The 26531-nt window shown below is 59.7% G+C and carries 21 protein-coding genes, 2 tRNA genes and 1 riboswitch; of the genes, 14 read left to right on the top strand and 9 right to left on the bottom strand.

Features of this window, described 5'->3' with window-relative positions:
- Nucleotides 1–136: 136 nt before the first annotated feature.
- The 5 genes from SFUM_RS14475 to tadA all read right to left on the bottom strand — a co-directional run bounded on the left by SFUM_RS14475 (nt 137) and on the right by tadA (nt 3313).
- On the bottom strand, nt 137–469 hold the full coding sequence (locus tag SFUM_RS14475; protein ID WP_011699635.1) for a YbaB/EbfC family nucleoid-associated protein: 333 nt from the start codon (nt 467–469) through the stop codon (nt 137–139).
- A gap of 132 nt (nt 470–601) precedes the next feature.
- On the bottom strand, nt 602–2410 hold the full coding sequence (dnaX, locus tag SFUM_RS14470; protein WP_011699634.1) for a DNA polymerase III subunit gamma/tau: 1809 nt from the start codon (nt 2408–2410) through the stop codon (nt 602–604).
- A 116-nt stretch (nt 2411–2526) separates the two neighbouring features.
- Nucleotides 2527–2619, bottom strand: a tRNA-Ser gene (locus tag SFUM_RS14465).
- A 115-nt stretch (nt 2620–2734) separates the two neighbouring features.
- Nucleotides 2735–2830 (bottom strand) — tRNA-Ser (locus tag SFUM_RS14460).
- Between the two features lie 6 nt (nt 2831–2836).
- The gene (tadA, locus tag SFUM_RS14455) at nt 2837–3313 is read right to left on the bottom strand and encodes a tRNA adenosine(34) deaminase TadA (protein ID WP_011699633.1); all 477 of its coding nucleotides are present in this window, start codon (nt 3311–3313) and stop codon (nt 2837–2839) included.
- 717 nt (nt 3314–4030) lie between these two features.
- Here tadA and SFUM_RS14445 point away from each other — a divergent pair.
- The 10 genes from SFUM_RS14445 to thiC all read left to right on the top strand — a co-directional run bounded on the left by SFUM_RS14445 (nt 4031) and on the right by thiC (nt 19116).
- Nucleotides 4031–5794 carry a L,D-transpeptidase family protein gene (locus SFUM_RS14445; RefSeq protein ID WP_011699631.1) on the top strand — a complete coding sequence of 588 codons (1764 nt, stop codon included), beginning with the start codon at nt 4031–4033 and terminating at the stop codon, nt 5792–5794.
- Between the two features lie 527 nt (nt 5795–6321).
- Entirely contained in the window at nt 6322–8265 is a 1944-nt protein-coding gene (locus tag SFUM_RS21910; RefSeq protein WP_011699630.1) for a penicillin-insensitive murein endopeptidase, read from the top strand.
- Between the two features lie 293 nt (nt 8266–8558).
- On the top strand, nt 8559–10649 hold the full coding sequence (gene fusA / locus SFUM_RS14435; protein WP_011699629.1) for an elongation factor G: 2091 nt from the start codon (nt 8559–8561) through the stop codon (nt 10647–10649).
- A gap of 141 nt (nt 10650–10790) precedes the next feature.
- Nucleotides 10791–11495, top strand: coding sequence for an AAA family ATPase (locus SFUM_RS14430; RefSeq protein WP_041440630.1), 705 nt, complete (start codon nt 10791–10793; stop codon nt 11493–11495).
- 36 nt (nt 11496–11531) lie between these two features.
- Entirely contained in the window at nt 11532–12245 is a 714-nt protein-coding gene (locus SFUM_RS14425; protein ID WP_011699627.1) for a hypothetical protein, read from the top strand.
- A gap of 100 nt (nt 12246–12345) precedes the next feature.
- Nucleotides 12346–12792, top strand: coding sequence for a C-GCAxxG-C-C family protein (locus tag SFUM_RS14420; protein WP_011699626.1), 447 nt, complete (start codon nt 12346–12348; stop codon nt 12790–12792).
- A 481-nt stretch (nt 12793–13273) separates the two neighbouring features.
- A complete protein-coding gene (locus SFUM_RS14415) occupies nt 13274–13498 on the top strand; it encodes a hypothetical protein (RefSeq protein WP_011699625.1) in 225 nt (74 codons plus the stop codon).
- A gap of 499 nt (nt 13499–13997) precedes the next feature.
- Nucleotides 13998–14327: a hypothetical protein gene (locus SFUM_RS14410; RefSeq protein ID WP_041440628.1), complete on the top strand. Its 330-nt coding sequence runs from the start codon at nt 13998–14000 to the stop codon at nt 14325–14327.
- Between the two features lie 961 nt (nt 14328–15288).
- On the top strand, nt 15289–17562 hold the full coding sequence (locus tag SFUM_RS23960) for an NADP-dependent malic enzyme (RefSeq protein ID WP_011699622.1): 2274 nt from the start codon (nt 15289–15291) through the stop codon (nt 17560–17562).
- A 76-nt stretch (nt 17563–17638) separates the two neighbouring features.
- Nucleotides 17639–17736, top strand: a riboswitch (TPP riboswitch).
- Nucleotides 17737–17826: 90 nt separating this feature from the next.
- Nucleotides 17827–19116 (top strand): phosphomethylpyrimidine synthase ThiC, encoded by a 1290-nt coding sequence (gene thiC, locus SFUM_RS14395; RefSeq protein ID WP_011699621.1) that lies wholly within the window; start codon nt 17827–17829, stop codon nt 19114–19116.
- 172 nt (nt 19117–19288) lie between these two features.
- Here the strand turns inward: thiC and SFUM_RS14390 are convergent, their stop codons facing one another.
- The 3 genes from SFUM_RS14390 to SFUM_RS14380 form a co-directional block, all read right to left on the bottom strand.
- Nucleotides 19289–19540, bottom strand: coding sequence for a hypothetical protein (locus SFUM_RS14390; protein WP_011699620.1), 252 nt, complete (start codon nt 19538–19540; stop codon nt 19289–19291).
- 120 nt (nt 19541–19660) lie between these two features.
- Entirely contained in the window at nt 19661–20233 is a 573-nt protein-coding gene (locus tag SFUM_RS14385) for a hypothetical protein (RefSeq protein ID WP_011699619.1), read from the bottom strand.
- Nucleotides 20234–21175: 942 nt separating this feature from the next.
- On the bottom strand, nt 21176–21412 hold the full coding sequence (locus tag SFUM_RS14380) for a DUF6812 domain-containing protein (protein WP_150109523.1): 237 nt from the start codon (nt 21410–21412) through the stop codon (nt 21176–21178).
- 415 nt (nt 21413–21827) lie between these two features.
- On the opposite strand from SFUM_RS14380, the gene SFUM_RS14370 reads away from it, so the two are divergent.
- Genes SFUM_RS14370 through SFUM_RS14360 form a run of 3 tightly spaced genes read left to right on the top strand, consistent with a single transcriptional unit; the run spans nt 21828 to nt 24567 of the window.
- Nucleotides 21828–23378 carry a sigma-54-dependent Fis family transcriptional regulator gene (locus SFUM_RS14370; RefSeq protein WP_011699617.1) on the top strand — a complete coding sequence of 517 codons (1551 nt, stop codon included), beginning with the start codon at nt 21828–21830 and terminating at the stop codon, nt 23376–23378.
- A gap of 55 nt (nt 23379–23433) precedes the next feature.
- A complete protein-coding gene (locus SFUM_RS14365; RefSeq protein WP_011699616.1) occupies nt 23434–23946 on the top strand; it encodes a hypothetical protein in 513 nt (170 codons plus the stop codon).
- A gap of 3 nt (nt 23947–23949) precedes the next feature.
- Complete coding sequence (locus SFUM_RS14360) at nt 23950–24567, top strand: hypothetical protein (protein WP_011699615.1); 618 nt, start codon at nt 23950–23952, stop codon at nt 24565–24567.
- A 57-nt stretch (nt 24568–24624) separates the two neighbouring features.
- Here the strand turns inward: SFUM_RS14360 and SFUM_RS14355 are convergent, their stop codons facing one another.
- The gene (locus tag SFUM_RS14355; protein ID WP_041442772.1) at nt 24625–25125 is read right to left on the bottom strand and encodes a cupin domain-containing protein; all 501 of its coding nucleotides are present in this window, start codon (nt 25123–25125) and stop codon (nt 24625–24627) included.
- Nucleotides 25126–25395: 270 nt separating this feature from the next.
- On the opposite strand from SFUM_RS14355, the gene corA reads away from it, so the two are divergent.
- Nucleotides 25396–26460: a magnesium/cobalt transporter CorA gene (corA, locus tag SFUM_RS14350; protein ID WP_011699613.1), complete on the top strand. Its 1065-nt coding sequence runs from the start codon at nt 25396–25398 to the stop codon at nt 26458–26460.
- Nucleotides 26461–26531: the final 71 nt, after the last annotated feature.

Below are 26531 nucleotides of genomic sequence, written 5' to 3'. Positions count from 1 at the left end.
CCGCGACGCCCGCTTTCTTCGCAACGGACTGAAATCCGGCATATTCCCGGCTGGTTGGAAGGATAGCCGCCGAGTGAAACCGAGTCGGAACATCATTGCGCATTCCAACGACACGCCGGCAGCCCGGCACACCGAATCAGAACAACCCGGGAATCTTCAGGCCCGGGATGTTCAAGCCGCCCGCGATCTTGCCCATTTCCTGAGCGGCCATTTCCTGGGACTTGCGCAATCCGTCGTTCACCGCGGCGACAATCAGGTCCTGCAACATTTCTATATCTTCCGGGTCGACCACCTGGCGATCGACCTTCACGCTCAGCACTTCCTGCCGGCCGTTCACGACCACAGCGACCATGCCCCCTCCGGCCGAAGCCTCCACGGTCTTGAGAGCCAGCTCTTCCTGCATCCTGGCCATCTTGTCCTGCAAGGCCTTGACCTGCTGCATGGGGTTGAATCCTCTGCTCATGACCATCCTTCCTCTCGTTGAATGAAATCGACGAAATTCCCGCGAGGAAATTCCCTTGTCGTCAGTGGAAAAACGCAGGCCTCATCCCCGCCCGGGGGAGAACCCACAAAGCCATCCGGCCCGCAAATCACCGCGGCATCATTCCCCGGCCTTCGACCGGCTTGAGCGCGGCTCGCCACGCTCCGTTTTCGGACGCCGGATGTCCACCAGTTCTCCCCCGAGGATTTCCAGCGCCTGCAGGACCACCGGGTGTTCCATGACCAGCCGTTTGGACAAGGCCTTTTTCTTCTTTTCCCTTTGAGTGTCCCCGCGGCCGGTCCCTTCCGGCTTTTTCCGGATCGTCCACGCACAACGTCTTCGAAAGAACGCCTCGGCGGCGTCCCCGATCCTGGCGACGGTTTGAGGCTCCCGGAGCTGTTCCTCGAAGACCTCGACGACTTCCAGCTCCACCGAGTCCGCGGCGGCCGATCCGATCCGGCTGCGCGCCAGTTTCGCCGCCAGGATCGGTTCCTTGAGCTCAAGCCACTTGAGAAATGCCGGCCACCGGCCGCTCAAGTCCTCCAACGGCACGGCCTCCCCTTCGATCCGCGGCAGGTCGGGGATGGTTTCGCCTCCGGTCGCCGGTTCGGGCACGATCGGATCGGGTGCATCACGCCCGGTGCCGGCGCTCGAGTGCGAAGCCCCGGTCCCGGGCGGGGGGGGCTCTCTCATCGGAGGCGGCGCGGCCCGGGCCGCCTCCCGCGCGGGAGGCCGCGTGTCGCGGACCGCCGCCGAGCTCCCGCCCCCTCCGGTGGTTGCACCCTTCAAGCCCTGTTCCAGCGCGGAAATCTTGTCGAGCACCCCCTGCAGTGACTCGAGGCGCGGCAGCCTGGCCAGGCGCAGCAACAGCATCTCGAGCGCTATCCGGGGGATGGTGGATCGGCGGATCTCCTCTTCGCTTTTCAGCACGGTCTGGAAATAGAGATACAAAGATTCGGGCGTCGTCTTGCCGGCCGCCTCGGCCAGCAGTTGCTTCTCATCCGAGGGCAGGTCCAGCCGCCGCGAGTCGCCCTCCCCGAAGGCAACCACGAGCAGATTGCGAAAGTAATCGCACAGCTGCCGGCAGAACCTCCTGATGTCCATGCCGCGCCGGTAGATGTCCTCCACCACGTCGAGACAGGTCCGCACGTCCCCCTCGAGCACCGCCGTCCCGGTCCTGTGGATGCTCCGCCGGTCGATGACCCCCAGGACGTCCAGGACCTCCTCGTCGCTCAAGCCGTCCCTGCTGAAGGACAGCATCTGTTCGAGCAGGCTCTGGGCGTCCCGCATGCTGCCGTCTGCCTCCCGGGCGATGGCGTACAATACGCCTTCGGACAGCGCGACGTCCTCCTGCGCGGCGATGTGCCTCAGGTGATCCACCAGCATGTGAGAGGGAATGCGACGGAAGTCGAACCGCTGACAGCGGCTCAGGATGGTCGCGGGAATCTTGTGCGGTTCGGTGGTGGCGAAGATGAAGACCACGTGCTCGGGAGGCTCCTCGAGCGTCTTCAGAAGCGCATTGAAGGCCTCCGTGGTGAGCATGTGCACTTCGTCGATGATGTACACCTTGTAGCGACTCTTCGCGGGCCGGTAGCGCACGGTTTCCCGAAGCTCCCGGACGCTGTCGATGCCGCGGTTGGACGCGCCGTCGATCTCGAGCACGTCGACCGCGTTTCCCTGGCGGATTTCGGTGCAGTTGGAACAGACGTTGCACGGCGTGGGCGTGACCCCCGTTTCGCAATTGAGCGCCTTGGCCAGAATGCGGGCGATGGAGGTCTTGCCGACGCCGCGAGCCCCGGTGAACAGGTATGAATGGGCGATGCGGCTGGAGCGGATCGCGTTCTGCAAAGTCCGGGTGACATGAGGCTGGCCGACCACTTCCTCAAAAGTCTGCGGTCGCCATTTTCGTGCAATCACGAGGTAGGACATGGGGTCTTGGCGGTCCCGCGCCACACAATCGGACGCAAAAGGGGTGCACTCTCAGGGACCCGGCTCCGGGTCTCCCGGGCAATCCCCCGCCCGGGAGCGGCAATTCCGGAATATGGTGGCGGAGAGAGAGGGATTCGAACCCTCGGTACACCTTTTGGGCGTACACACGATTTCCAGTCGTGCTCCTTCAGCCTCTCGGACATCTCTCCCGAATAATCTCTTCATTCTTCATGATGACCCCCCGGGAACCGGGAGCCATTCACTTTGGCCCCTCTTTGCGCGCGGGGGGGGCTCATCGCCGCCGCCCGGGCGGCGGTTCGACAATGGCGGAGAGGGTGGGATTCGAACCCACGTGCCCTGCTCTTCACAGGACAAGTCGATTTCGAGTCGACCCCGTTACGGCCACTTCGGTACCTCTCCATTCGTTCAGGGCTTTCCTTCCAGGCGTCGGTCGAGGAAGAATTTTTTCAATAATTCCGAACACTCGGCCATCCGAATACCGCCTATCACTTCGACATAATGATTGAAAGCGTCCACCTTTGTCAAGTCCACAACGCTCCCGGCCGCACCGGACTTCGGATCCGGGGCGCCGAACACCAAAGTCCGCACCCTTGCCTGCAGCAGCGCCCCGACGCACATGGCACAAGGCTCCAGGGTCACGTACAGCACGCTCCCCGGCAAACGGTAGTTGCCCGCCGCGGCGGCCGCTTCTCGCAGCACCAGGATTTCGGCGTGCGCCGTGGGATCGCACAGCGCGATGGGCCTGTTGTGCCCCCGCGCGAGGACTTCCCCGCCGGGGCCGGCCAGAACCGCACCCACCGGCACTTCCGACTCTTCCCGGCCGGCGAGCGCCTCTTCCAGGGCAATCCCCATGAAATAGTCGTGGTCCGTCAACGGAGCCATAGGTTTTTCCTTAAAAGGGGACTTGCAAATAGCATATTTCTGTTATAGTGGAAAGGATTAATTATTTCTTGACAAGTGGGTGCCGATCGATTGTTTCAGTGGGGAGGGTTCAAGCTTCAGGCGTAGTCCGGGGATGCGCCGGATGGACCGCAACACGCGCGGGCCGGGGCATGTATTGACGCGAGGCACGCACTCGGGAAGGTTGCGGAGCGCGATGCAGCGCAGCCTCCCTCGGGGGCTTCCAATCTGATTTCGGTGCAGGAGAGAGGCACGGACCGTCCGAGAGGCGGTTTTTTCGAAACGGACCGGGCAGGGCCCAACGCGTTGCGCCAATGTCCGTTTCCGCCCGCTCTGCAAAAAATGTGAAGCCGCAAGGTGTTTTGGTCGATGATCGAATTGGAGGTTGACGCCGGGAGGTGTCATGGGAAGCAGTGAGCGGAAGGAGGAAGGGTGTTTCGTACCGGTGGCCGGGCTGAAACTGGTCTTCGAACCGGCAAAGCGTTCGCTTGCGGCGCCGGGAAAGCATCCTTGCCCGGATTGCCACTTTTGCCAGCAGTGCGGTGACGACCGTTGCCACATCTGCCGGGGGAAAGAGGGCGCAACATCGATACGCCGGGCTTCGGCATCGAATCCTTCCTCTCGGAACCGGCTCCACGAAAAGGTCGACGCGCAAGCGTGCACGGTGGAACCCTTAAACATAGCGGACAGTGAACAGTCATGAGTACTCCATCCATTCAGAGACCTCGCGTTCTATCGGTTCTTCTTGTGCTCCTGTTTTTGTGCTGCGGGTCCCAGTGTTATGCGGTTCCAAGTGAAGCGGTGAGCCGGCAGGAACACGGCGCCGCCCCACCAGGAGGTTCCGCTGCGGAGGGGGCGCTTTCGCCTCGGTGGCGGTCCGCGATATGGGAGACCATACCGCCGGAATGGCTGGGCTCGCCCACTCCGAACACCATCCTGCAAGCCTACCAGGAGAATGGGTGGACGCCTTTCTTTATAACCTCCACGTTCGAGCTCGCCCAGGGCGCGCATGCGCTTCTCCGGCGGGCGGGGGAGGCGGAGAAGGAGGCCCTGGACCCTAAGCCGCTCCGCATCGAGGAAGTCCGGCAGCACGTGAAGCACCTCGAGCAGGCGCGCGATTCCGCCAGCGCGCTGCTCCCCAACCTGTCCGACTCGATCGCCGATCTGTCCGTCCCGTCCGGCGACCAGCCCGCGGCGCCCGGCAGCCCCGGGATCCAGCCGGTCAATCCCGCGGTGGTGAAGGCGAGAGAAGAGAGGTATAGGAATCTCTTCCGCGTTGCCGTCGAAGCGGATGTCAAACTGGCGGAACTGCTGGTGCGCTTCTCCGGCCAGATGGACCCGTTCTCCGGAGAAGATCAGGTCAAGGCGCTCTCGGGCCGGATTCCGATGAGCGATTACCTGAAGCGCCTGGAACCCAGGTCGCCTCATTACCGCCCGCTGCTGAACGCTCTCGCAAGGTACCGTGACCTGGCCGCCAACACCACGCAGCAGCAGGTCCGGGCCCCCTCGACAATGAGACCCGGCGAGTCCGGCAACGCGGTGCGCGATCTGCAGAAGAGGCTGCGGCAAGAGGATTTCTACCGGGGTGAGATCACGGGGACCTTCGACGCCGCCACTCAGCAGGCGGTGAAGCGTTTCCAGGCAGCGCACCAGATCGAGCCCGACGGAGCGGTGGGGCAGCGGACCCGCGAATGGCTCAACATGCCTTTCAAACAAAAGGCCGAGATGATCGCTCACGGGATCAATCTCCTCCGCCAGAGCCAGACCCGTCGGAGCGACAGGTACGTGCGCATCAATATTCCCCAGTTCGCCCTGGAATATTACAAAGACGGGCAATCACTGTCGAGCCACCGCGTGATCGTGGGCAAGGCGTCGGGCAAGAAGGTCAAGGTGCTGGGCAAATGGATGAGGGAAAACCAGACTCCGACGCTCACGAGCAACATCGAGCAGGTGATCATCAATCCGCGCTGGTACGTTTCGGACCGTATTCGCCTGGAGCTGGACGCCCAGGCAGGTTCCGACCCGCAGTATTTCGCCAGGCACGGCTACGTTCAAATGGCGTCCCTGTACCCGTGGGGACAACCGCGGCTGTTCCAGAAACCGGGTCCCAAGAACCCGCTGGGACAGATCAAGTTCGAATTCCCCAACCCGTACGCCGTCTACCTGCACGACACCAACCAGAAGTCCCTGTTCCAGAGGACGCGCAGAGACTTTTCGCACGGGTGCATCCGGGTGGAAAAGGCCAAACATCTGGCCCATTTGCTCTTGAAGGACGACCAGAATCCCCTGGCCGACAAGACGGAGCCCTACCTGTCCTCGGACCGCCAGCTTTTCATCAAGCTTGCCACGCCCGTTCCGATCATTATCGAATACCTTCCCGTTTCATGCAACGAAGACGGTCAGGTGATTTTCTTCGGGGATCCTTACGGATGGCTCGCCGAAAACGCCAACGCCAAGGGCTGACCGGTGACACGCTCCCGCAAGGCCGCCCGGAGCGCGCTCTCGGCGGCCATCCATTTTAGTCCATACTATCAATATCATAGCAAAGCTTCATGCTGGGGCTTCAACCCGTCACCACTCGCTATTTGTCGCCAAGTGTTTCGCATTGAATGATTTGTTTTCCTTTGCATCCCTCATTCATGATTGTCACAAAACCTGAGTATTCCTCACATGTCGTGCTTGCGTGAGGAGGATTCAAGAGATTTCTTGACAATGCCGATGGAGTTTTGGAATCGGGTTTCGTCGAATTGATAGGGTTCCATCAATGCCGTTCATCGACCATTCTACCGCCCACGCGGTGCGTTTATTTTTTTGGTGTGTTCATTCAAGTAGTTAGACCCCGAATCAACGGCAGACTGGCTCGGGGAGCGAAAAAAACGTTTGACAGAGCGCCTCTTTCTGGGCTAGGGAGAACCATCTCATCTCTGAGACCTGACGTGACGGCTCAGTCGTTGGTATCGATCGAATGAGATGAAACGAGGAGGGGAACAATGCGGCGATTTAATGCTGGCCCGTGGTTGAATATTTTTCTGTTTTTTCTGCTCGCTCTCCTGCTTTCCAGTGCGGGTTTTGTTCAGCAAACCGAGGCGGTTACGGCTTCCTACGGCCAACCCTACAACGGCCGCCTGGTCAACGGCATTCCATTTCCGACTCAGTTTCCCGGCTACCAACTGCGGGAAGAGGAGCGTACCTACACCACCCCTGAAATCGTCGGCGCAATGCTGGATGCCGTCGAAGGCGTGAGAACGCGGTTTCCGGAGACGTGCGACCTTTACATCGGCGATTTTTCGTACAAGTACGGTGGCGGGTCGATGAATCACCGTTCCCATCAGAACGGCCGGGACGTCGATGTCGGAATGTATGCCAAGGGCAACCGGAAGCTGGACCAGTTCGTGTCGATGAACGAGGAGAACCTGGACGTCCCCAAGACGTGGTGTCTCGTTGAAGGCATCATTCGATCGCAGCGGGTGCAGTATATCTTTCTGGATCGCAGGGTCCAGAGGCTTCTGTATGATTATGCGGTCAGCCAGGGAGCCGACGCCGCCTACCTCGACCACGTGTTCGGAAACGTCCGAGGATCGCTCATTCAGCACGTTGGAAACCACCACGATCATATTCACGTTCGCTTTTTCACTCCCTGGTCCACGCTGGCCGCTCACGTGGGAGAGGAAGAGACCCAGAAGCGGACTGTCATCGAGATGGCGCAGCAGTCCTACCTGCCCAAGCAGGTCAATTATTACGTGAAGGGTAACGAGCGGAGCCTGGACGCCCTGGCGCGAAGCTTCGGCGTGACTTCCCGGGACCTGTGTCGCTGGAACCGCATCTCCGGCAGCAGCGCGCTGACTCCAGGGAGCTGTCTGGTATTCTACAAGCGCAGCTTCGAAGTGGATTCCGTGCATCTGGCCCAATCGCTCCAGCCCGGGTTCGTGGCGGAGACTCCGCCCATTCAGTACGCCTCCCTGCGCCGCAGCGCGGACGTGCTATCGGACGTGTCCACTCCCGAAAGGGAAGAAATATCCTCTGCTCCCTCCCGGTCGAGCCTGACCCGCACAAGAAGACATGAAGCCCCCTCCACCCCGTCCTACACGCTCTACAGGGTTCAGAAGGGGGATACCATCGATAAAATCGCCCGGAAGAACAAGATCGACGTGAGGACGCTGTGCCGGATGAACGGCATGAAGAAGCCGGGGGCCTTGAAACCCGGCCACACGATCAAGCTGGCCATGGCAAAGTCGTCCTCGGCGCAGGATGCTGTTGTATCGGACGCCTCTCCCGGCGCTCCGAGTTCCCGGTCATCCAGGAATATTTCCCTTTCATCCGACAACGCAACCTGTTCGACCGCCGCCACTTATACCGTGGGCAAGGGTGAGACCCTCCAGAAGATCTCCCGCAAGACCGGCATCGGCATCGATGCGCTTTGCCAGATGAACGGCCTCAAGAAGGGGACGGCTCTAAAGCCGGGGCAAAAGATCAAGCTCGCTCAGACGACCGCCAAGACCTGCCCGACCCGCTTTTCTCCTGCCTCGTCGTCCAAATCCCAGAGCACCGGCAAGAACCATGCGGCCGCCGGGGAGCAGTCCCGGGGCAAGACCGGCGCAAGCTCCAAGGACGTCAAGGCGACCTCCAAGTCAACCAAGGCTTCCAAGGAAACCAAGTCCGTGAAGGGAAGCTCGAAAGAGAAGGCTTCCGCAAAGTCCGCTTCCGCGGCCGCCACGAAGAACGGAAAGGCTCAGGTCAAGGCCGCCGCCCCCGCGGGCATCAAGAATGCCAAGGATGCCAAGGCAAAGGCTTCCTCTTCGCAGAGCAAAGACACCAAGATTCAGACCAAGGCCGGGCTGAGCGGCAAGGATTCCAAGGCTGAGCCGAAGAAGCAGGGCACGTCGAAGGCTCCCGCCTCTGCTAAAGGCAAGGCGGACAAGCTGGCCAGGAAATAGTTCGGGCCGGCCTCCGGGCTTCGGCTTCAAGAGTCCCAAGACGCGATTCGTCAGATCCCCCTCCCTGGAGGGGGATTTTTTTGTGCGGCACGCCAGGCCTTGCACGCCGTGAATCGATGCGCTCTTTCCGGGAAGTGTATTTTTCCCTTTGCTTTTTTTTTCTCAGTTCGTTATAGTGGGTAGCTTCGAGCGGGCACACTGCAGGGTGCCCGCTTTCTTTTTCCGATTTGTCACTCCGACTATCGGATTGTCGCGACCCGGGTATGTTTGAAAGGAACTCTTAAGGAAAAGTCATGTTCAACGGCGATCTGACCAAACTGCGCAACATCGGAATCAGCGCTCACATCGATTCGGGCAAGACGACTCTGACCGAGCGCATCCTTTTCTATACCCAGCGCATCCATGCCATCCACGACGTGAAGGGCAAGGACGGCGTGGGTGCCACCATGGACTTCATGGAACTCGAGAAGGAACGCGGCATCACCATCCAGTCAGCAGCCACCCACTGCACATGGAACGGCCATTCCATCAACATCATCGATACTCCCGGTCACGTCGACTTCACCATCGAAGTGGAGCGGGCCCTGCGCGTGCTTGACGGCGCTGTTCTCGTCCTCTGCGCGGTGGGCGGCGTGCAGTCGCAGTCGGTGACGGTGGACCGTCAGATGGTCCGCTACAAGGTGCCCAGATTGGCCTTCATCAACAAGTGCGACCGCACCGGGGCCGATCCCTTCCGAGTCACCCGCCAGCTCAAGGAAAAGCTGAACCACAACGCTGTGCTCCTGCAGATTCCCCTCGGCCTGGAGAACGAGCACCGCGGCATCATCGACCTGATCACCATGAAGGCCGTCAGCTTCGAGGGGCCCAGCGGAGAGAACCTGGTGGAATCCGAGATCCCCGCCGATCTGATCGATCTGGCCCGCGAGAAGCGCGAGGAGTTGCTCGACGCGGCGTCCATGTTTTCCGACGACTTGACCGCAGCCATCCTTGACGACAAGGTCACCGAGGAATTGATCCACGACGCCGTCCGCGCGGGAACCCTGTCCCTTCAGCTCACGCCCGTGCTCGTGGGGTCGGCTTACAAGAACAAGGGCGTTCAGTTGTTGCTGGACGCCGTCGTCCGTTATCTTCCGAACCCTATGGAAACCACGAACGACGCTTTCGATCTCGACCGGGATGAGGCGCCGGTTGTGCTCCGGAACGCCCCGGATCAGCCCATGATCATGCTCGCCTTCAAGCTCGAGGTGAGCCGCTACGGCCAGCTCACCTATGTTCGCATCTACCAGGGGAGGCTCACCAAGGGGGATACCATCGTCAACATGCGCACCGGCAAGAGATCCAAGGTCGGGCGGCTGATCCGCATGCATGCCGACGAGATGGAAGACATCGAGAGCGCCGTGTCCGGAAACATCGTGGCGCTGTTCGGGATCGACTGCGCCTCCGGTGACACCTTTACGGACGGCCGGGTGCGATACGCCATGACGTCCATACACGTCCCCGCTCCGGTCATTTCGCTCGCCATCAAGCCCAGGGACAAGAAGGCCGAGATGAACATGAGCAAGGCCCTGGCCCGGTTCACAAAGGAAGATCCCACGTTTCGCACCTACCTGGACGATGAAACGAACGAGACGATCGTGTGCGGCATGGGGGAACTGCATCTTGACGTTTACGTGGAACGGATGCGCCGGGAGTACCAGGCGGAGGTCGAGACTGGAATGCCCAAGGTGGCCTACCGCGAGACCGTCACCCACCGGGCCGAATTCAACCACACGCACAAGAAGCAGACGGGCGGTGCCGGGCAGTACGGGCGGGTGGCCGGTTTTCTCGAACCTTACGCCGAAGGGGACTTCAACTTCGTGAACAACATTTCGGGAGGCGCCATCCCGACGGAGTACATCCCTTCGTGCGAGAAGGGGTTCCAGGCCTGCCTCGTCAGGGGTGGCTTCGCCGGATTCCCGGTAGTCGGGGTGCAGGTCACCATCAACGACGGGGCCGCGCATTCGGTGGACTCATCGGACATGGCATTCCAGCAGGCGGCCGTCGGCGCCTTCCGGGAAGCTTACGCCAGGGCGAATCCGATCATCCTGGAGCCGATCATGCGCGTGGTCGTGGAGACCCCTTCCGAATATCAGGGTGCGGTGCTCGGGACACTGAACCAGCGCCGCGGCATGATCGTCAGCACCTCGGAGGATGGAGTCTTCTCGTCCATTGAATCGGAAGTCCCGCTCGCGGAAATGTTCGGGTATTCGACGGTGCTTCGCTCTTCCACGCAGGGGAAGGCCGAATTCACCATGGAATTTGCTCGATATAATCCCGTCCCGAAGAGCATTGCCGAGGAAATCGCCCGGAAACAGAAGGAAGAAGAGAAGACCCGGAAGAAATAGCGGCAGGATGCGGCGCAGAAATTTCTTCCCGCTCCGGCACCTTGGTGTATGATGAACTGGCGCGCAACCGGCGCCCGTCCTCAAGGAAGAGCACCAAAGGCGATCGTCGGGAGCGCTCACTTTTCTAAGGAGAATATTCGGATGCTTACCGAACAGTCCATGAATCAGGATTCGACCCTGCTGGTCGACATGGCGTTGCGGAACCCTCTCAGGCCTGGAGAAATCGGTGTACTGCTGGCCCGCGCGGGGGCGGGCAAGACGGCCTGCCTCACTCACATCGCTCTCGAGCATTTGCTGCGCGGCCGGCCGGTTCTCCATGTCTGTATCGATATCATGCCCGACAAGATCAAGCAGTGGTACCTGGAAGTGATACGGAACGCCCTGGCCGCGAAACCTCCGGCAGCTCTTGCCCGGTTGCAGCAAAAAATCGAACCCCACAGGTTCATCCTCTCCTACCTCAACCGCACGTTCAGTCCCGGGAAGCTCGAGCAGAGCCTCAAGAACCTGACGGAGCAGGCCAAGTTCAACCCTGCCGTGGTGGTCCTCGACGGGCTCGATTTCGAAAACACCGACCGGAAGGTCCTGGCGGAGATCAAGGACCTTGCCAAACGATACGGCGTGGCCGTCTGGATGTCCGCCAGAACCCACCGCCACATTTCCCGGGTGAATGAGCGCGGAGTCCCTTACCCGTGCGACACGACCGACGATCTGTTCGAATCCATCGTGCTGCTCGAACCGGGCACCGAGGCGATTCGAATCATGATTCTGAAACGTGACAACCGGTATTGCAGCGAATCTCCCGAAGTCACTCTCAACCCCCGGACGCACCTTCTGCAGAAGGGCTAGCGGGGGCAAACCGGCGTTTTTTCCGGGGTGCGTCCCATGGAAGACGACCTGATTGCCAGCCTGACTCGTCAGGTAAAAGAAGAAGTCATTGAAAATTACGTGAGGGAGAGGCGCCTCGTCGATCTCCAGATCGAGGACATCGACGAACAAGCCCGGGAGGCGCGGTTGCGGGCCGAAGTGACCGGCTGGCGCCTGACCCGCCTGTCCCACCTGATGCTGGAAAACGACATGAGGCAGAAGCTGGCCGAGTTGCTCAAGGTGCCCGACCCGTCGTTCTGGGCCGCCTACCTTCGGCGCAAGCTTCCCCGCACCCTTCCGATCCTGCGCGTCGGCGGTTTGACGCAAAAGACCAGGTTTCGCAAGCTGGTCCTCGAAGCCTATGGACGCTTTCACCTCTGGATGCAAAAGTATTGCGCGGCATACGATCAGTTGGCCGGCAATGTGCGGGCGGTGAACGTCAACATCGACGTTTTTCAGAAGAATTTCGATGTGCTGGCCATTCTCGCATTCCTGAGAAGCCTGGACATGCAGGCCATCGAGATGAAAAAGGTCCTCGGCCAGAATTTCACGTCCCTGGAGTTGGCCTCCCTGGACCAGAAGCTCTATCTGAAACCTGTGTCCTTCGAGAAGCTCGACGTCCCCGCACCACTGACGCTGCCGGGAAAGGAAGCCATGGCCTCAGCCATCTCCGCCCTGGCCGTCGACGTCTACGAGAGGTACCAGGTACGGGCCAGGAATTGCATGCTCTAAATCCGACGGCAAACGGGTTCTCCGATGCCGCGGGTCTTCCCGGCTGGAAAGCTTCGCTCATTCGAACGCACAGTGGCACCCGGACTCCGAGGAACTCCCCATGAACCACGAAATCGAGAAAGCCCTTTCCCGCTTCAACGAAGGCTTCAACTGCGCCCAGGCGCTGCTGGCCGCTTTCGCACCCCGATTCGGAATATCCGAGGAAGACGCATTGAAACTCGCCGCTCCATTCGGCGGTGGGATGGCCCGCATGGGCGAAGTCTGCGGTGCGGTCTCCGGCGCCATGATGGCGCTCGGCCTCCGACACGGCTATTGCCGCCGGGGAGACAAGAGAGCCAAGGAGGCATGCTACCGCACGGCCAACCGGTTTGCGGACGCCTTCCGCGCCCGCTGCGGCTCCATCATGTGCCGCGATCTGCTCGGTTGCGATATCTCGACTCCGCAGGGCATGGCCGAAGCCAGAGAAAAACGCCTGATCATCACGGTTTGCGCCGTCGCGGTTCGCGAAGCGGCGGAGATCGTTTCGGAACTCCTCGGGCAGGACTGATTCCTCCGTGCAATTCCAGTGGAACGCGCCTTTTCGGCCTTGGCGTCGGTGGGGGCATGATCCGCTCCACCTCTGCGTGCGAGCAACCGGACCACAACACCACGCCCGATTCTCTTCCCGCCAACCATCCGTTCCCCGGCTCCTTCTTCAACTCATGGAAGCCTTCCGGACGGCCGCATGAGAGATTCCCCCTCCGATGACAAGAATTGTAACCCGTGTGTGCAAAATTTGTAACATCGGCTCAAACGTTGCCGCGCAAACACCGCGGAATGGCTCTTGGCGGGGCGTCCGCTCGTGGCATGCCTTTTGCTCTTGTATCTGTCGCGGTAGTCTCCTTTTCCAGCGGCAGGCAGGATTCGATACCCGCGCGGGAGTGCGTTGAGCGATGAAGGCAGGAACCCCGGCATGGAGCCGGACGACCCGCAGCGTGTGTCGGCGCCCTTTGCCGTCGGGGCCGGAACAGGCTCCATGAGGACGTGGCATGAAGTACCAGTGCATACGATGCAGTTTGACCTGGGGTGAGGGAGAACCGGAACGTGACGGGTACTCCCACGGGCTGTGCGGCACATGCCTCAAGGATGCCCTGACGCCCATTTACCGGAAGCGGCAGGCAAAGGAAGGCAACTTCGACTGCTTCGGCAAGGCCGCCGACTTCTGCGATCAGTTCACGTGCAAGTACCGGGAGCTCTGCCTCAAGAGCATGTAGCTCAAGGCTCTCCATGCACGATCGATGAGACCTCGGGACATGAAGCCCTGATCGGCCTTCACGGCTGCGAGGGAACTCGCGCGTCGCATCGGCTCGGCCCGGGCCGCCCGTTTCGGGTCCTGCCGCCCTTGTGCCGCAATCACTCGAACCCATTCCCGCCTTGCGCAACTCCTGTTCGACTCTCGTCCGGCCTCCGTCCTGTTCGCCTTCAATGGGAAGATCGCGGAATAAGGGATCGGCGGAAGGCGAGTCCGAGGAGGGTAAGCCCCGTTCCTTCCATGGCTCGTTGAATTCCGGGGCAGGGCACGCCCTCGCTCAATGTTACCGCATCGAAAGCAAGCCGGCATCAAACCGCGGAAATCGGAGCATGCGTGTCCATGGCATTCCGCCGGTGCAGGCATTATCTTTGGATCACGGGAGATTCCCTCAGGAAAACGGGCATTCGCCCGATGGATTCAACGATGAACGGTGCGCGGCATCATGGAAGGGAGTAAGGGCAATGGAAAACGAATTGAAGATGGCTTCGGTCGACTGCGATTGCTGTCGATTGCCGGAGAGCGAATATGAGGAAGAGTACGGGTGCGCTCAGCGCAAGGCCGTTTTCACGGTACGCGAGCAGGCCGTGCTGAGAAGGATCCGCGAGGCACATGAGCGGGCGAGGGCCCTCAAGGAGCGCCTGCGTCATTTCGCCGCCGAGGGTGCGCCCGACGAAAGAGCGAGAACTGAAGCGGAAAAGGAACTGACGAGGCTCCGTGAGCTCAGGGCGGAGCTCGAGTTGGAGCGCATCGCCGCGGCGGATGAACGGATGCGCCTTCTGGGACACGCTTGACGGACGGAAGCCGGCAGCGGCGGTACCATCGTCCGAACTCTTTGCAACCCGGTGGAAAGATTGTCCACCGGGTTTCTCATTTTGAACTGCGGCAGCGCGAACCCGCATTGGCGTTTAAATGCGCCGTGGGAGGTCTGCGGCGCATATCCCCACGATCCCCTCTTCGGCGACCTTGAACGCGAATCGCCAATGAGCAATCGAATCGCTTCCCCCCGACACTTCGCCCCCCGGTCGGAATCGACGACAGAGAAAGGGTGTCAAAACCCTTGGGAAATGTTATCTAGTTGCGTGGCGATGAGATGAAACGATCGTGGCCCGGCGGGCGCGGTCTACCGTGCGGTTCATGGGGCTTTTCGAGACCATGGGCGGGCGCATGCGGCAACTTGTGGAAACATGGATGAGCCCATCGACGGCATCATGTCCGAGGGAACGCGGCGAATGCGGGCAATATGCGCGAGGACGGTGTGCGACTTGCGCCGTGTCGCGGGTCCGGCCCGTGCCATGAAGAAGTTCCCCGGAGCGCCGGTACCAAGTGAAAATTGGTTCCCCGATGTTGGACGTTTTTTCCCACGGACCTCTCTCACGATCGCGATTCCCGCGAAACCGCAGGCTTGTTTCAAGTATATGAATCCCGCGGCGAACGGTTCGGAGGACCGGCCCCTTCCGCGGGGCCGCGAGCCAAAGGAGGCGGGGTTTGTCCGTCGAGCCGCCGGGAAAGCGGCTCGCGCATGGTCGGCGCAAGACGGAGCCGTGTGTTCGTGCGGGCGCCCGAGGCCGGGAAACCTGTCCGTGTGGACATGGCGTGGTTTCCGCACGTTCAACTCGCATCCGGAGCCGCCGAAGACCCTGCGGCGTGCAAGGGCACCGGCCGCAATGCCCGTGCAGATAACGAACTCCCCGGCGATCCGGAGACATTTACAAGCCGGATGAACCACAATTTTTCTTTCCAGGAGCTGTTGAAATGATTCGAAGATTGGATGCACTGGAGTATCACCGCCAGGAAAGACCCGGCAAGATCGAAGTCAAGTCGACGAAGCCCTGCATCACCCAGAGAGACCTGTCCATGGCCTACACACCGGGGGTTGCGGAACCTTGTCTCGAAATCGAGAAGAGTCCCGAAAAGGCGTTCGAATACACCGCCAAGGGAAACCTGGTCGGGGTGGTGACCAACGGCACGGCGGTACTCGGCCTCGGCGACATCGGACCGCTTGCGGGCAAGCCGGTGATGGAAGGCAAGGCCGTCCTGTTCAAGCGCTTCGCCGACATCGACGTGTTCGACATCGAGCTCGACACGAACGATCCGGACGAGATCATCAGGACCGTGAAGCTGCTCGAGCCGACTTTCGGCGGGATCAACCTCGAGGACATCAAATCGCCGGAGTGTTTTTACATTGAAGAGCGACTGCGGGAGATAATGAAAATCCCCGTATTCCACGACGACCAGCACGGTACGGCCATCATTTCCGGCGCGGCGCTGCTCAATGCGCTCAGACTTCAGGACAAGAGGATCGAGGACGTTAAGATCGTCTTTTCGGGGGCCGGAGCGGCCGGAATCGCCTGCGCGGAGCTCTACATCAGGCTGGGGGCAAAAAGAGAGAATGTCTTCCTGGTGGATTCCAAGGGACTGGTTTACAAGGGCCGCAAGGAGGGCATGAACCTCTACAAGGCTCGGCTGGCCAACGGAAACGAACCGCGGACCCTGGCCGAGGCGATCAGGGGCGCGGACGTGTTCGCGGGCGTCTCCCGCGCGGGGCTGGTGACCAGGGAAATGGTCAAGAGCATGGCCGACAACCCGATCGTTTTCGCCATGGCCAACCCGGAACCGGAGATCATGTACGACGAGGCCGTCAGCGTTCGCGACGATCTCATCATGGCCACCGGGAGATCCGATTTCCCCAACCAAGTGAACAACGTACTGGGCTTTCCGTTCATCTTTCGCGGGGCGTTGGACGTGGGGGCAACCGCCATCAACGACGAGATGAAGATCGCCGCGGTGAACGCTCTGGCCGCTCTGGCCATGGAGGACGTTCCGGATTCGGTGTTGAAGGCCTACGGCAACCAGCCCATCGAATTCGGGCCCAACTACATCATCCCCAAGCCATTCGATCCCCGGGTACTGATCTGGGAGGCTGCGGCGGTGGCCAAGGCCGCAGTCGATTCGGGAGTTGCCAGGCGGCCGATCAACAACTGGGACGCCTATCGTGACAGCCTCGAAAGCCGTCTGGGGCGTTCGCAGGAAATCATGCGCCGAGTCATCCACAAAGCCAAGCGCAATCCGAAGCGGATCGTGTTCCTCGAAGGAAAAGATCCCAAGATCCTGCGCGCCTGTCAGGTGATTCTCGATGAAGGCATCGCCAGGCCCATCCTCCTGGGTGACTGCCAGGTCATCAAGGATCGGATCGCGGAGCTTCACCTGGACCTGGAGGGTGCCGACATTGTGGATCCCCGAAACTTCGAGCGCATTGAAGCCTACGTGGAGACATTCTATAAGATGAGGTCCCGCAAGGGGATCACCCGGGAGGAAGCAAGGTACATTCTGCGCAACAATCCCAACTATTTCGGAGCCATGATGGTCAAGATGTGCGATGCCGAGGGTCTGGTGGGCGGGGTCAACAAACATTATCCCGACACTATCCGGCCCGCTCTCCAGGTGCTCCCCCTGGAAGAAACCACTTCCGTCATCGCCGGCGTCTACATGATGGTCTTCCCGAAGGAAGTGATGTTTTTCGCGGACACCACCGTGAATATCGATCCAACCGCGGAACAGCTGGCGGAAATCGCCATCATGGCGGCGGAAACCGCCAAGAGACTGGACATCGAACCGCGCATTGCCATGCTCTCATTCAGCAACTTCGGCAGCACTCGCCATCCGCGCTCCGACAAGGTGGCACTCGCGACAAGGATTGTCAAACAGCGCAGGCCGGACCTGCTCATCGACGGCGAGATGCAGGCGGACACGGCGGTGATGCCGGAGATCCTCAACGGGGTCTACGATTTCAACACATTGCGCAAGAAAGCCAACGTCCTGATCTTCCCGTCGCTGGAGGCCGGGAACATCGCCTTCAAGTTGATGGAACGCCTCGGGGGCGCCAAGGCAATCGGTCCGATCCTTATGGGGACCAGTGAAGCCATTCACGTTCTGCAACGCAACTGCGATCTCGAGGACATCGTGAACACGACGTCCCTGGCCGTCATCGACGCCCAGGATCACCACAAATGTGAGCTGTCCGACTGAAAACAGGGGGCCAAAAGCATTGATTTTTTCCTTCAGGTTGGATAATCTGATTAGTGATCGAATACACAAATAGGTTCAACAGCCGGGGGGGTGCTCTCCAAAGGGAGAGCTGAGATGATACCCTTGGAACCTGATCCAGATCATACTGGCGGAGGAATCGGCGAACGGGATACATCCAAGTATCCCGGAAGGCCGTTTTCTCGAACGGCCTTTTTGTTTCTGGGCGGAATCCTGATCGATCTCAGCTTCACGACGCCTCTCTTCATGACAACGGAGGAGGACACAGTGCCTACACAATTGGATCATGCAAAAGCAGGTACCGTCACTGAGGAAATGAAACAGGCGGTGAACGAAGAGCCCATCACGGCCGAGCAACTGCGTCAGTCGATGGCGGAGGGGCATGCCGTTTTACCCAGGAATCACAATCATCCTTACCCGATTGTGCGCGCCATCGGTCGCGGACTGAAGACCAAGGTGAATGCCAACCTGGGCACCAGCAATGAATGCGCCAGTCTTGAAATGGAGCGGGAGAAGCTGGACGCGGCCCTTCGGGCGAAAACCGATTCCATCATGGATCTTTCCACCGGAGGCGACCTGGCCGCGTTTCGCCGGTTCTTCCTCGAAAACTCTCCCGTGATGGTCGGTTCGGTACCCATTTACTACCTCGCCGCGGAGATGATGGCAAAGCACGAATCGCTGGAAAAAATGGACGGTGACCTGCTGCTTCGCAGCATCGAGCAACAGTGCAGTGAGGGGCTCGACTACATCACGGTGCATTGCGGGGTTACACTGGATTCCGTGAGAAAACTCGAGGCTTACGAGCGGGTAATGCCCTGCGTGAGCCGCGGGGGCTCCATTCACATGCACTGGATGCGCCGGAACAAGAAGGAGAATCCGCTCTACGAGCATTTCGACGACCTTCTGGAGATCGCTCACAAACACGACGTCACCCTGAGCCTCGGAGACGGGTTCCGGCCGGGCACCGTGGTGGACGCCACCGACGGCGCTCAACTCGAGGAACTGATGATCCTCGGCGAACTGGCCAGGCGGGCATATCGGCGCGGCGTGCAGGTGATGATAGAAGGCCCGGGACATGTCCCCCTGCCCCAGATCCAGGCCAACATGCAAATCCAGAAGCGGCTCTGCAACGGCGCGCCATTCTATATTCTGGGACCTCTCCCGACGGACATCGCGGCGGGCTACGACCACATCACGGCAGCCATCGGCGGGGCCATCGCCGGGGCTGCGGGGGCGGACTACCTCTGTTACGTCACGCCCGCGGAGCATCTCGGGCTGCCCAACGCGGACGACGTCTACCAGGGAGTCATGGCCTGCCGGATCGCCGGGCACATTGCGGATATCGCCAAGGGGTTGCCCGGCGCTATCGAGGCGGACCGCCGCATGTCCATCGCGCGCCAGAAACTCGATTGGGATGGGATCGTCAAGGAAGCGCTCGACCCGGACCTGGTCAAGAAACGCCTCCAGGTGACCCAGGACCGTGAAGCCTGTACCATGTGCGGCAAGCTGTGCGCAGTGAAGATCAGCCGCCAGTAACCCGCTTGTTCGAGCGCGATTTCCGGCGGGCGCGTCCCACCGGGCGCACCACCAAACAAAAAGGCCCCCGGGCACTGAGTGCGCGGGGGCCTTTTCAGCCGTTGTGTCCCGGAGTTTCCTCCGGAAGGTGTCTCAAAGAGGCGGTGTTTTACAGCTCATCGACCAGTACCTATTAAGCCTTGGTTTCAGCGGGCTTGGTGACCTTCTTCTTGCCCTTGGTGCTTTTCTTCGCGGTCTTTTTCTTGGTGGTCTTCTTCTTGGTCGCTTTCTTCTTGGTGGCCTTCTTCTTGGTCGTCTTCTTCTCGGCCTTGGCCTGTTCCGTCGCGGTCCCTGTCGGCTCCTTGGTCGCGGCGCCGACGGGGGCCACCATCATCGTTGCCCCAAAGAGGATTGCCGTCAATACAGATACAATCTTGCCTTTCATATTAAACTCCTTTCCTCCTCAAAAAAATCCTCCTCAAAAAGACCGCCTCTCTGAGAAAAGGATCTCGCACGCATCCATTCTATGTACAATTCATTAAATGTACAAGAAATTTGGTGGTCATTATCGCTTTGCCGATTTTTTTTTGGCAGCGCTTTTTTTCGTTTTGTCGAGCGACTTCTTGTGCCCTCTTCCGCTCCCCGTTCCCTTGGAAACGGATTTCGCTTTCGAGGACTTCCATTCTGCGCGTCCTTTGGACGACTTGCTGCCGTAGCGGCTCTTGCCGGAGGCTTTACCGGCATACCGACTCTTGCCGGAGGCCTTGCTGCCGTAACGGCGGCTGTCCTTCCTCGAGGACACGGACGTACGTTTGCTCTTCTTCCTCGAGTACTTGGAACCGTGGCGCGTACCCCTCTTCTTGGAATACTTGGAACCACGGCGCGTACTCCTCTTCTTGGAGTACTTCGAGCTGCGGCGCTCCCGCTCCGGCCCGAAGGTGGGTTTCCCGTCCGGGTTGGGTTTTCTGGCGGCCGGGTTGTGCTCGTTTTTCATGATCTGCCGCCATTGCTCCTGTAGTTCCTGGAGCGGCTCTCCCGTTTGCTGTCCCTGGGTCTGTTGAGCCGGCGGCGCTGAAGGGAAAATGGACGATGCCGCAAACACTGCGGAGAAACAATACACCAGCGCCCGTTTACGCATGAGTTCAGAACTCCTTGTGTCCTAAGTCGGCACTTTCACAGAGTCCATAAACAAAAATCCACTGATTTGTGTGAAAGCGATTGCCTTTTTCTGGGAGTGCCCTTTTCTAGCACAAATCGGCTCGCAATAAAACTCAGAAATCCGCTTCCGCCGGTGCGGAACCGCAGTCCCACCCATTCGATGGCCTTCGGTCCGGAAGTGTTCCGCGGTGTCCAAGGCTGCCGTCGAGCCCGTCGCGATGCATGCCGTCGCAGAGGGTGATGTGTGGCCCATTCCTCCGGACGGGTGCGTGGTCGACGGAGCGCAGCGACCGGAGCGGCCTCGATGTGAAAAACCGCACGATTGGGGCCCGCGATCTCGGCCCCGTCCTTTTCATTTTCTACACCGCAGACCCGATCTCCCTACCGCTCAATTACCGTTTCCCTACCTGGAAAATACATGATTCACCCTATTCCGCAACGATCAGAAACTGCTATTTTAGCAGCCAGAGCAGGCTGGAGCCTGCAATCTTGATAGACCTTCCTTCACGCTTGCGCAAAGTTTCCTTTTCGGGGAGCCAGGTTCTCACGAGCCTGGCTCGTTTTTTTTGTACTCGGATAAGATGTACTCGGATAAGATGGGCAGGGCGCGTTGAACGGGAGGGAATCGATCATGAGGCAGGCCCACGGGGGCTGCGCAGCCCCTTCACCCGGGAGGCGTCATTGCACGGCAGGATTGCCGCCCGCTCGGGGTGAGCGATCAAGGCGGGGAGGGCCGCCCTTCGAGCGCTGCGTCCAGGATCGAAGGTGCTCCGGTCTGCGGTGCCGTCAAAGCATCGAGACGCCGGGAAGGCCCACCCTGGAGGAGCCTGTGATTTGCGGCTTTCCACGAGCGGTTACGGCGTCGGGGATCGCCCGGCGACCGTCAGCGCCATGGTTGCGGCGGTTTCGAAAGAGCCAGTGTTTACATTTCGGAAGTGAGGGGCTGGCCGTCTTCCACCGGTCTCGCCCAAACGATTTGCTGTTTGTTGACGAAGACCACGCTGCTTTCCTTCCCTCCCTCGGTCACGTCGAAAAGAACGATGAAGAGATTGTCCTGCCTGTTCAAGAAATCGGACAAGCGCCGGGTATTTCCTATGTTGATTTTGCCTGCGATCACGGTCCCATCGCATAGGCCGATGGAGACCGTTCTGGCGTTCATCTCCCGCATATCCGCACCTTCCGTTGTGCCTGGTCCAAAGCTTTCTGTCGCTCGCCCGGCGAAGCCATATCCTCGGCGGGTCTTCCCTGTTTCTGCCCGGCCGCAAGCTCTTGCAAGGCCGATTCCAAGTATTTCATTCTGAATACTAATTCGTGTTCTGTTACCATATTCTTGAGTCCCATCATAGCGATATTTGGAGCCGTTTCATGGGGCGGAACGGTTGGGGCGGCCGCCGGATGCATCCTGCGACCGCCATCGACGATGAACCGGATGACCGGCGAGGGCGGTAAACCACTTTCCCCCTTGACCTTCTGCGTCGAGTCCTGCGAGGATTAATCTCCGATGGATATTCGGGAGCCCGAGCGGCGCCCGGCGAAGGAGTGCTCCCCGGGACGACGGAACTCGAGAGAAAAGCATGAGCCAGACCATCACTCCATTCAATTTCTACAGGACCGTATCCGAGGAGCTCGACCCTGAGCGGTTGCAGCGCAAGTTCCTTTCGGCCCTGCTCGATCTTCAGAATGTGGAGAGAGGTTCCATCTGGGTCCGGCGCGGCGACGGATACCAGTGCGTCGAAGCCGTGGGAAGCCAGAGTGAAAGCATCAAGGGAATCGCGATCAGCGCCAGGCGACCGAGCATTGTGGGCTGGGTCATCAAACACGGCAGCATGACCGTCGCCGAACCCGGCAAGGATGACCGGCACTTCAAGGAGGTTGAAGACAATATCGCCGTGAAGAGCAGGCTCATTCTGTGCTTTCCCCTCTTTCTCAAGAGCGGAGAAGTTTACGGCGCGGTGCAGTTGATCGACACCAGCGCTGGGGGCAATCGCCTCAATTTGAATCAGGATTACCTGGAGCTGCTCCAGCACCTGGTCGATATCGGCGCCATGGCCCTGAGCAATTCCCTCGTGTATTCGGACCAGGTGAGGGAAAACGAGAAGCTCAAACAGACGCTTGAAGCGCTTCGCAGCCAGGAGATCGCCCTGGGCCGGAGCCCGGCATTCATCAAGGTGATGAAACTGGCGGAGGATTATGCCCGGACGGATTTCCCGGTGCTGATCACCGGAGAGAGCGGGACCGGCAAGGAACTCATCGCGCGGGAGATCCACCGGCTCAGTCGCCGCCAGGGCAATCCTTTCCTGGTGCAAAACTGCAGCGCCATACCCGATACCCTCCTGGAAAGCGAACTGTTCGGGTACGAAAAGGGCGCCTTCACCGGCGCCGTCAAGAGCAAGACCGGCATTTTCGAGGCGGCCGACGGGGGCACCATATTTCTGGACGAAATCGGCGATATGCCTCTGGCGCTCCAGGCGAGGATACTGAGGGTGGTTCAGTACAATGAGATCAAACCCCTGGGGGAAAACCGCCCCCGGAGTGTGAACGTGAGGATCATTTCCGCGACGAACAAAGACCTGAATGGCGCCATTGCCGGGGGGACGTTCAGGGAAGATCTCTTCTACCGGCTGAACGTGCTGCCGATCCACATCCCGCCGTTGCGGGAAAGACGTGAGGACATTCCCCTGTTGCTCGATCATTTCCTCGCCAGGGAGGCGCTGAGGCTGGGAGTCCCGGCCAGGAGACTCTCTCCCGGGGCACTTGAGTATGTCTGCGGTTACCCCTGGCAGGGAAACATCCGGGAGCTCGAAAACTTCGTGAGACATATCATCGTGGTATCGACCGGCGAAACCATCAGCCGGGAGGAACTGGCTCTGCACTTCCCGTCCGTTGCTCCCTCTTCCGTCGAATCCTCCCGGCCCGCTCAGTCCGTCGCCCCGGTGAGCACAGGCAAGGGTTCTCCACCCGCCTCCTTTTCCTTCGAGGGTTACAGCTGGGAAGAGCTTGAAAGGGCCTACATCCTGTACCTGCTCGAAAAGAACAGGTGGCACATCACCCGAGCCGCGCGGGAAGCGGGGGTTAACCGGTCCACCTTCGATTCGAGGATGAAAAGGCTGTCCATTCGCAAATAGTTGACGGTCCGAGCGCAGATTGACGGGCACGCTGACCCCACAAGGACTCTTCAGGATGACCGAAAGCACCGCAACACCTTCCGCCCACTCGATCGCGGGAAAAATCACCGCTGCCCGCGAGCTGTTCGCGTCCCACGGTGAACGGCTGCTGCGGGACAAGGCTGTCGCGGCGGGTCTGGTCGGCCTCGAGGCGGCGATCGCCGAATGCCGCCGGGCCATGTTCGATTCCGGTATCGTCGCGGCCTGCCGGGAATGCGAGGAGGAAGAGGGCGGCAGCTGCTGCGGAGCGGGGATAGAAAACCGGTATGGCCCCACCCTGCTCCTGGTCAACCTGCTGCTCGGGTGTTCGCTGTCCTCGAAGCGAATGAGTCCCAACAGCTGTTATTTTCTGGGTGAAACGGGCTGTGTCCTCAAAGTCCGGCACATCCTCTGCCTCAATTACCTGTGCCGGAAAATTCGGGACCTGGTCGCCCATGAGGACCTTGTAGCCCTGCAGACGGTCATGGGCCGTGAAATGGACGCCGTTTTCGCGGTGCATGAAACGGTCAGGGCATTCGTGAGCCGCTGAAAGATGGAAAAGAGCATCACTGGAAGAGTGCTGGCAACGATTGCCGGTTTTTACGACGAGCGCAGGTACGGGTACGAAGGCTTCGAGGGTTATCGCAAATCGACGGATCTCTTCAAGCTGGCGGAGTGTGCCGCAGCCATGAGAGCCTCCGGTTACATCGGCCCGGAGCGAACCGTCTTCGCCGATCTTGGCTGCGCCGACGGCAGGGTGAACGTGTTGATGAGCTATTTCGTCAAGACATCCATCGGCATCGAAATCGATCCCGAGATCCTTTCCGAGTACCCCCAGCGGAAGGAAGATGTTGAAACCCTGCTGCGGGAGGCTCAACTGCCGCTTCCCCCGCCCAACATCTTCCTCCTGTCCGGAAGCTCGCTCGAACCGGACACTTACCGACGGGTCTTCGAGGCCACCGGGGTCCGATTCTCGGATATCGATCTCTTCTACACCTACATCACGCTGCACGATGTATTCGCCGGAAAGATCGAGAACGAGGCCCGCCCCGGGGCACTCTACCTTGTCTACGGTTTCGGCAGAATTCTTCCCCGCTACGAGCGCCTCGAACTGCTGGTGCCCGATCCGGGCGGGCAGGGAATCGCGGCGCTGTATGTCAAACGGGATTGAAGATCGGTCCGGCACGCGGCACCGGTCGGGGCGGAACCATTGCCCGGGCGATGCTCGTCAGCGGGTCAGCCTTTCAATGATGAATCGATGCTCCGGAAAGAGCTCCACCAGTTCCCGCCGGTTGCCCAGTTTGAAGTCCTCATATTCGAAACCGGGTGCGACCGTGCATCCCGCCAGCGTGAATGAGCCGGAATCGTCCACGATGGCCCCGAACCAATGGCCATGCCTGATGAACACCTGGAACGATTGTCCTTTTTCAGGATCATTGCCGAGCTTTTTCTGCAGCAGGTTGCCTCTCTCGTCGATAATGAACAGGGTCAGGGAGCTGCCGGCGTAATAGTGCCATACCTCGTCCGACTTCAAGCGGTGGAGACACGAAAAGTCATTGCTCTCGAGCAGGTAATAGATGAACGAGGCGAATGCCCTCGGCCCTCCGTACCTGTCCGGCAGTCCGGCGCCTTGAATCATTTCGGCGGATTTGAACGTCTGGACGAAATAACCTCCCTCGGGGTGCACCGAGAGACCGAGCTTCTTGATCCAGTAAGCGGCATCCTTCACTTCAAAAACCCTTTCCGTGCCGCGGTTCGGCAAGTCGAACCGCGAATCGACCCGAGTCCACGCCAGTTTCGTCATTATATACGAGACGGCAATCTCCGCCGCAAGGTTCCAGGCTGTGAGATGGGGCCAAGAGCGGCGAGGTTTTCACACACACCGAGCTTCTGTAAATGAAAACGGCCGAATCGGCAATTCTCATCGCCGCTGAAATCTGCTAGTTTCAGCGCATCAGGTGATTTTTCCCCGGGAACCGGTTGTGAGGAGGAAAACGCGATGCCGAGAAGCTACACCAGGAGATCGAAAAAGACGGGCCTTGCTCCCGGGTCCGCGGTCCACGTCGGCGCGAAAAGGTCCGAACTCGTGCGCATCTCCGTGATTCAATACACCGAGGATACGTTCGTCGAGAAGACGGTCGCATCGGCGGTGGACTGCCATGCCCTCGAAACGGCTTCGGCAATGACGTGGATCGACGTCAACGGCATTCACGACGTCGATCTCATCGAAAAGATGGGGAACCTTTACCAGTTGCACCCCCTCACCACGGAAGACATCGTCAACACCGAACAACGGCCGAAGATGGAAGACTACGGGGACTATCTGTACATCGTTCTCAAAACGCTCGGCCACGTGAAAGGAGCGGGAAATCTCGACTCGGCCCAGGTGAGCCTGATACTCAAACGCGACCTCGTGATATCCTTTCAGGAAGCGGAATCGGATGTGTTCGATTCCTTGCGGGAAAGGCTCCGAAAAGGAAAAGGACGCGTCCGTAAAATGGGCAGTGACTACCTTGCCTACGGCTTGATGGACTGTGTCGTCGACAGGTACTTCACCGTGGCCGAAGCGCTGAGCGACAGGATCGAAGAGGTGCAGGAAGAGCTGGTCCGGCAGCCCAGCCGGGGCACTCTCCAGGACATTTACCGTATCCGGCACGAACTTGTCCTGCTGCGCAAATTCGTCTGGCCGCTGAGGGACTTTCTGAGCGGCATGTGGAGAGGCGAGACCAGGCTCATCGAGGAGCAGACCCGGATCTATCTTCGTGACGTGTACGACCACGCGGTGCAGATTATCGAGACCACCGAAACGCTCAGGGAAACCCTTTCCGGGATGATCGACATCTATCTTTCGAGCGTGAGCAACCGAATGAACGAAATCATGAAGGTGCTCACCATAATCGCCACGATTTTCATTCCTCTCACGTTCATTACCGGTTTCTACGGCATGAACTTTGACAAACTGCCTGGAAAAGATTCCCTGGAGGGATTCTTCGCGACCGTTGTCGTCATGCTTTCCGTGGCGATCGGCATGCTTTGCTTTTTCCGGAGCAAGAAGTGGTTTTAGAAAGCGGGTCCCGTCGGGAGTGGAAAAACAGGGAAGCCGCAACGTTTTTCATTGCGGCTTTCGAATTCGGA

The organism is Syntrophobacter fumaroxidans MPOB, assembly GCF_000014965.1.
In the GTDB taxonomy this organism is placed as follows: domain Bacteria; phylum Desulfobacterota; class Syntrophobacteria; order Syntrophobacterales; family Syntrophobacteraceae; genus Syntrophobacter; species Syntrophobacter fumaroxidans.
The sequence above is the reverse complement of the archived record's forward strand: the minus strand, read 5'-3'. Positions and strand labels throughout refer to the sequence as shown.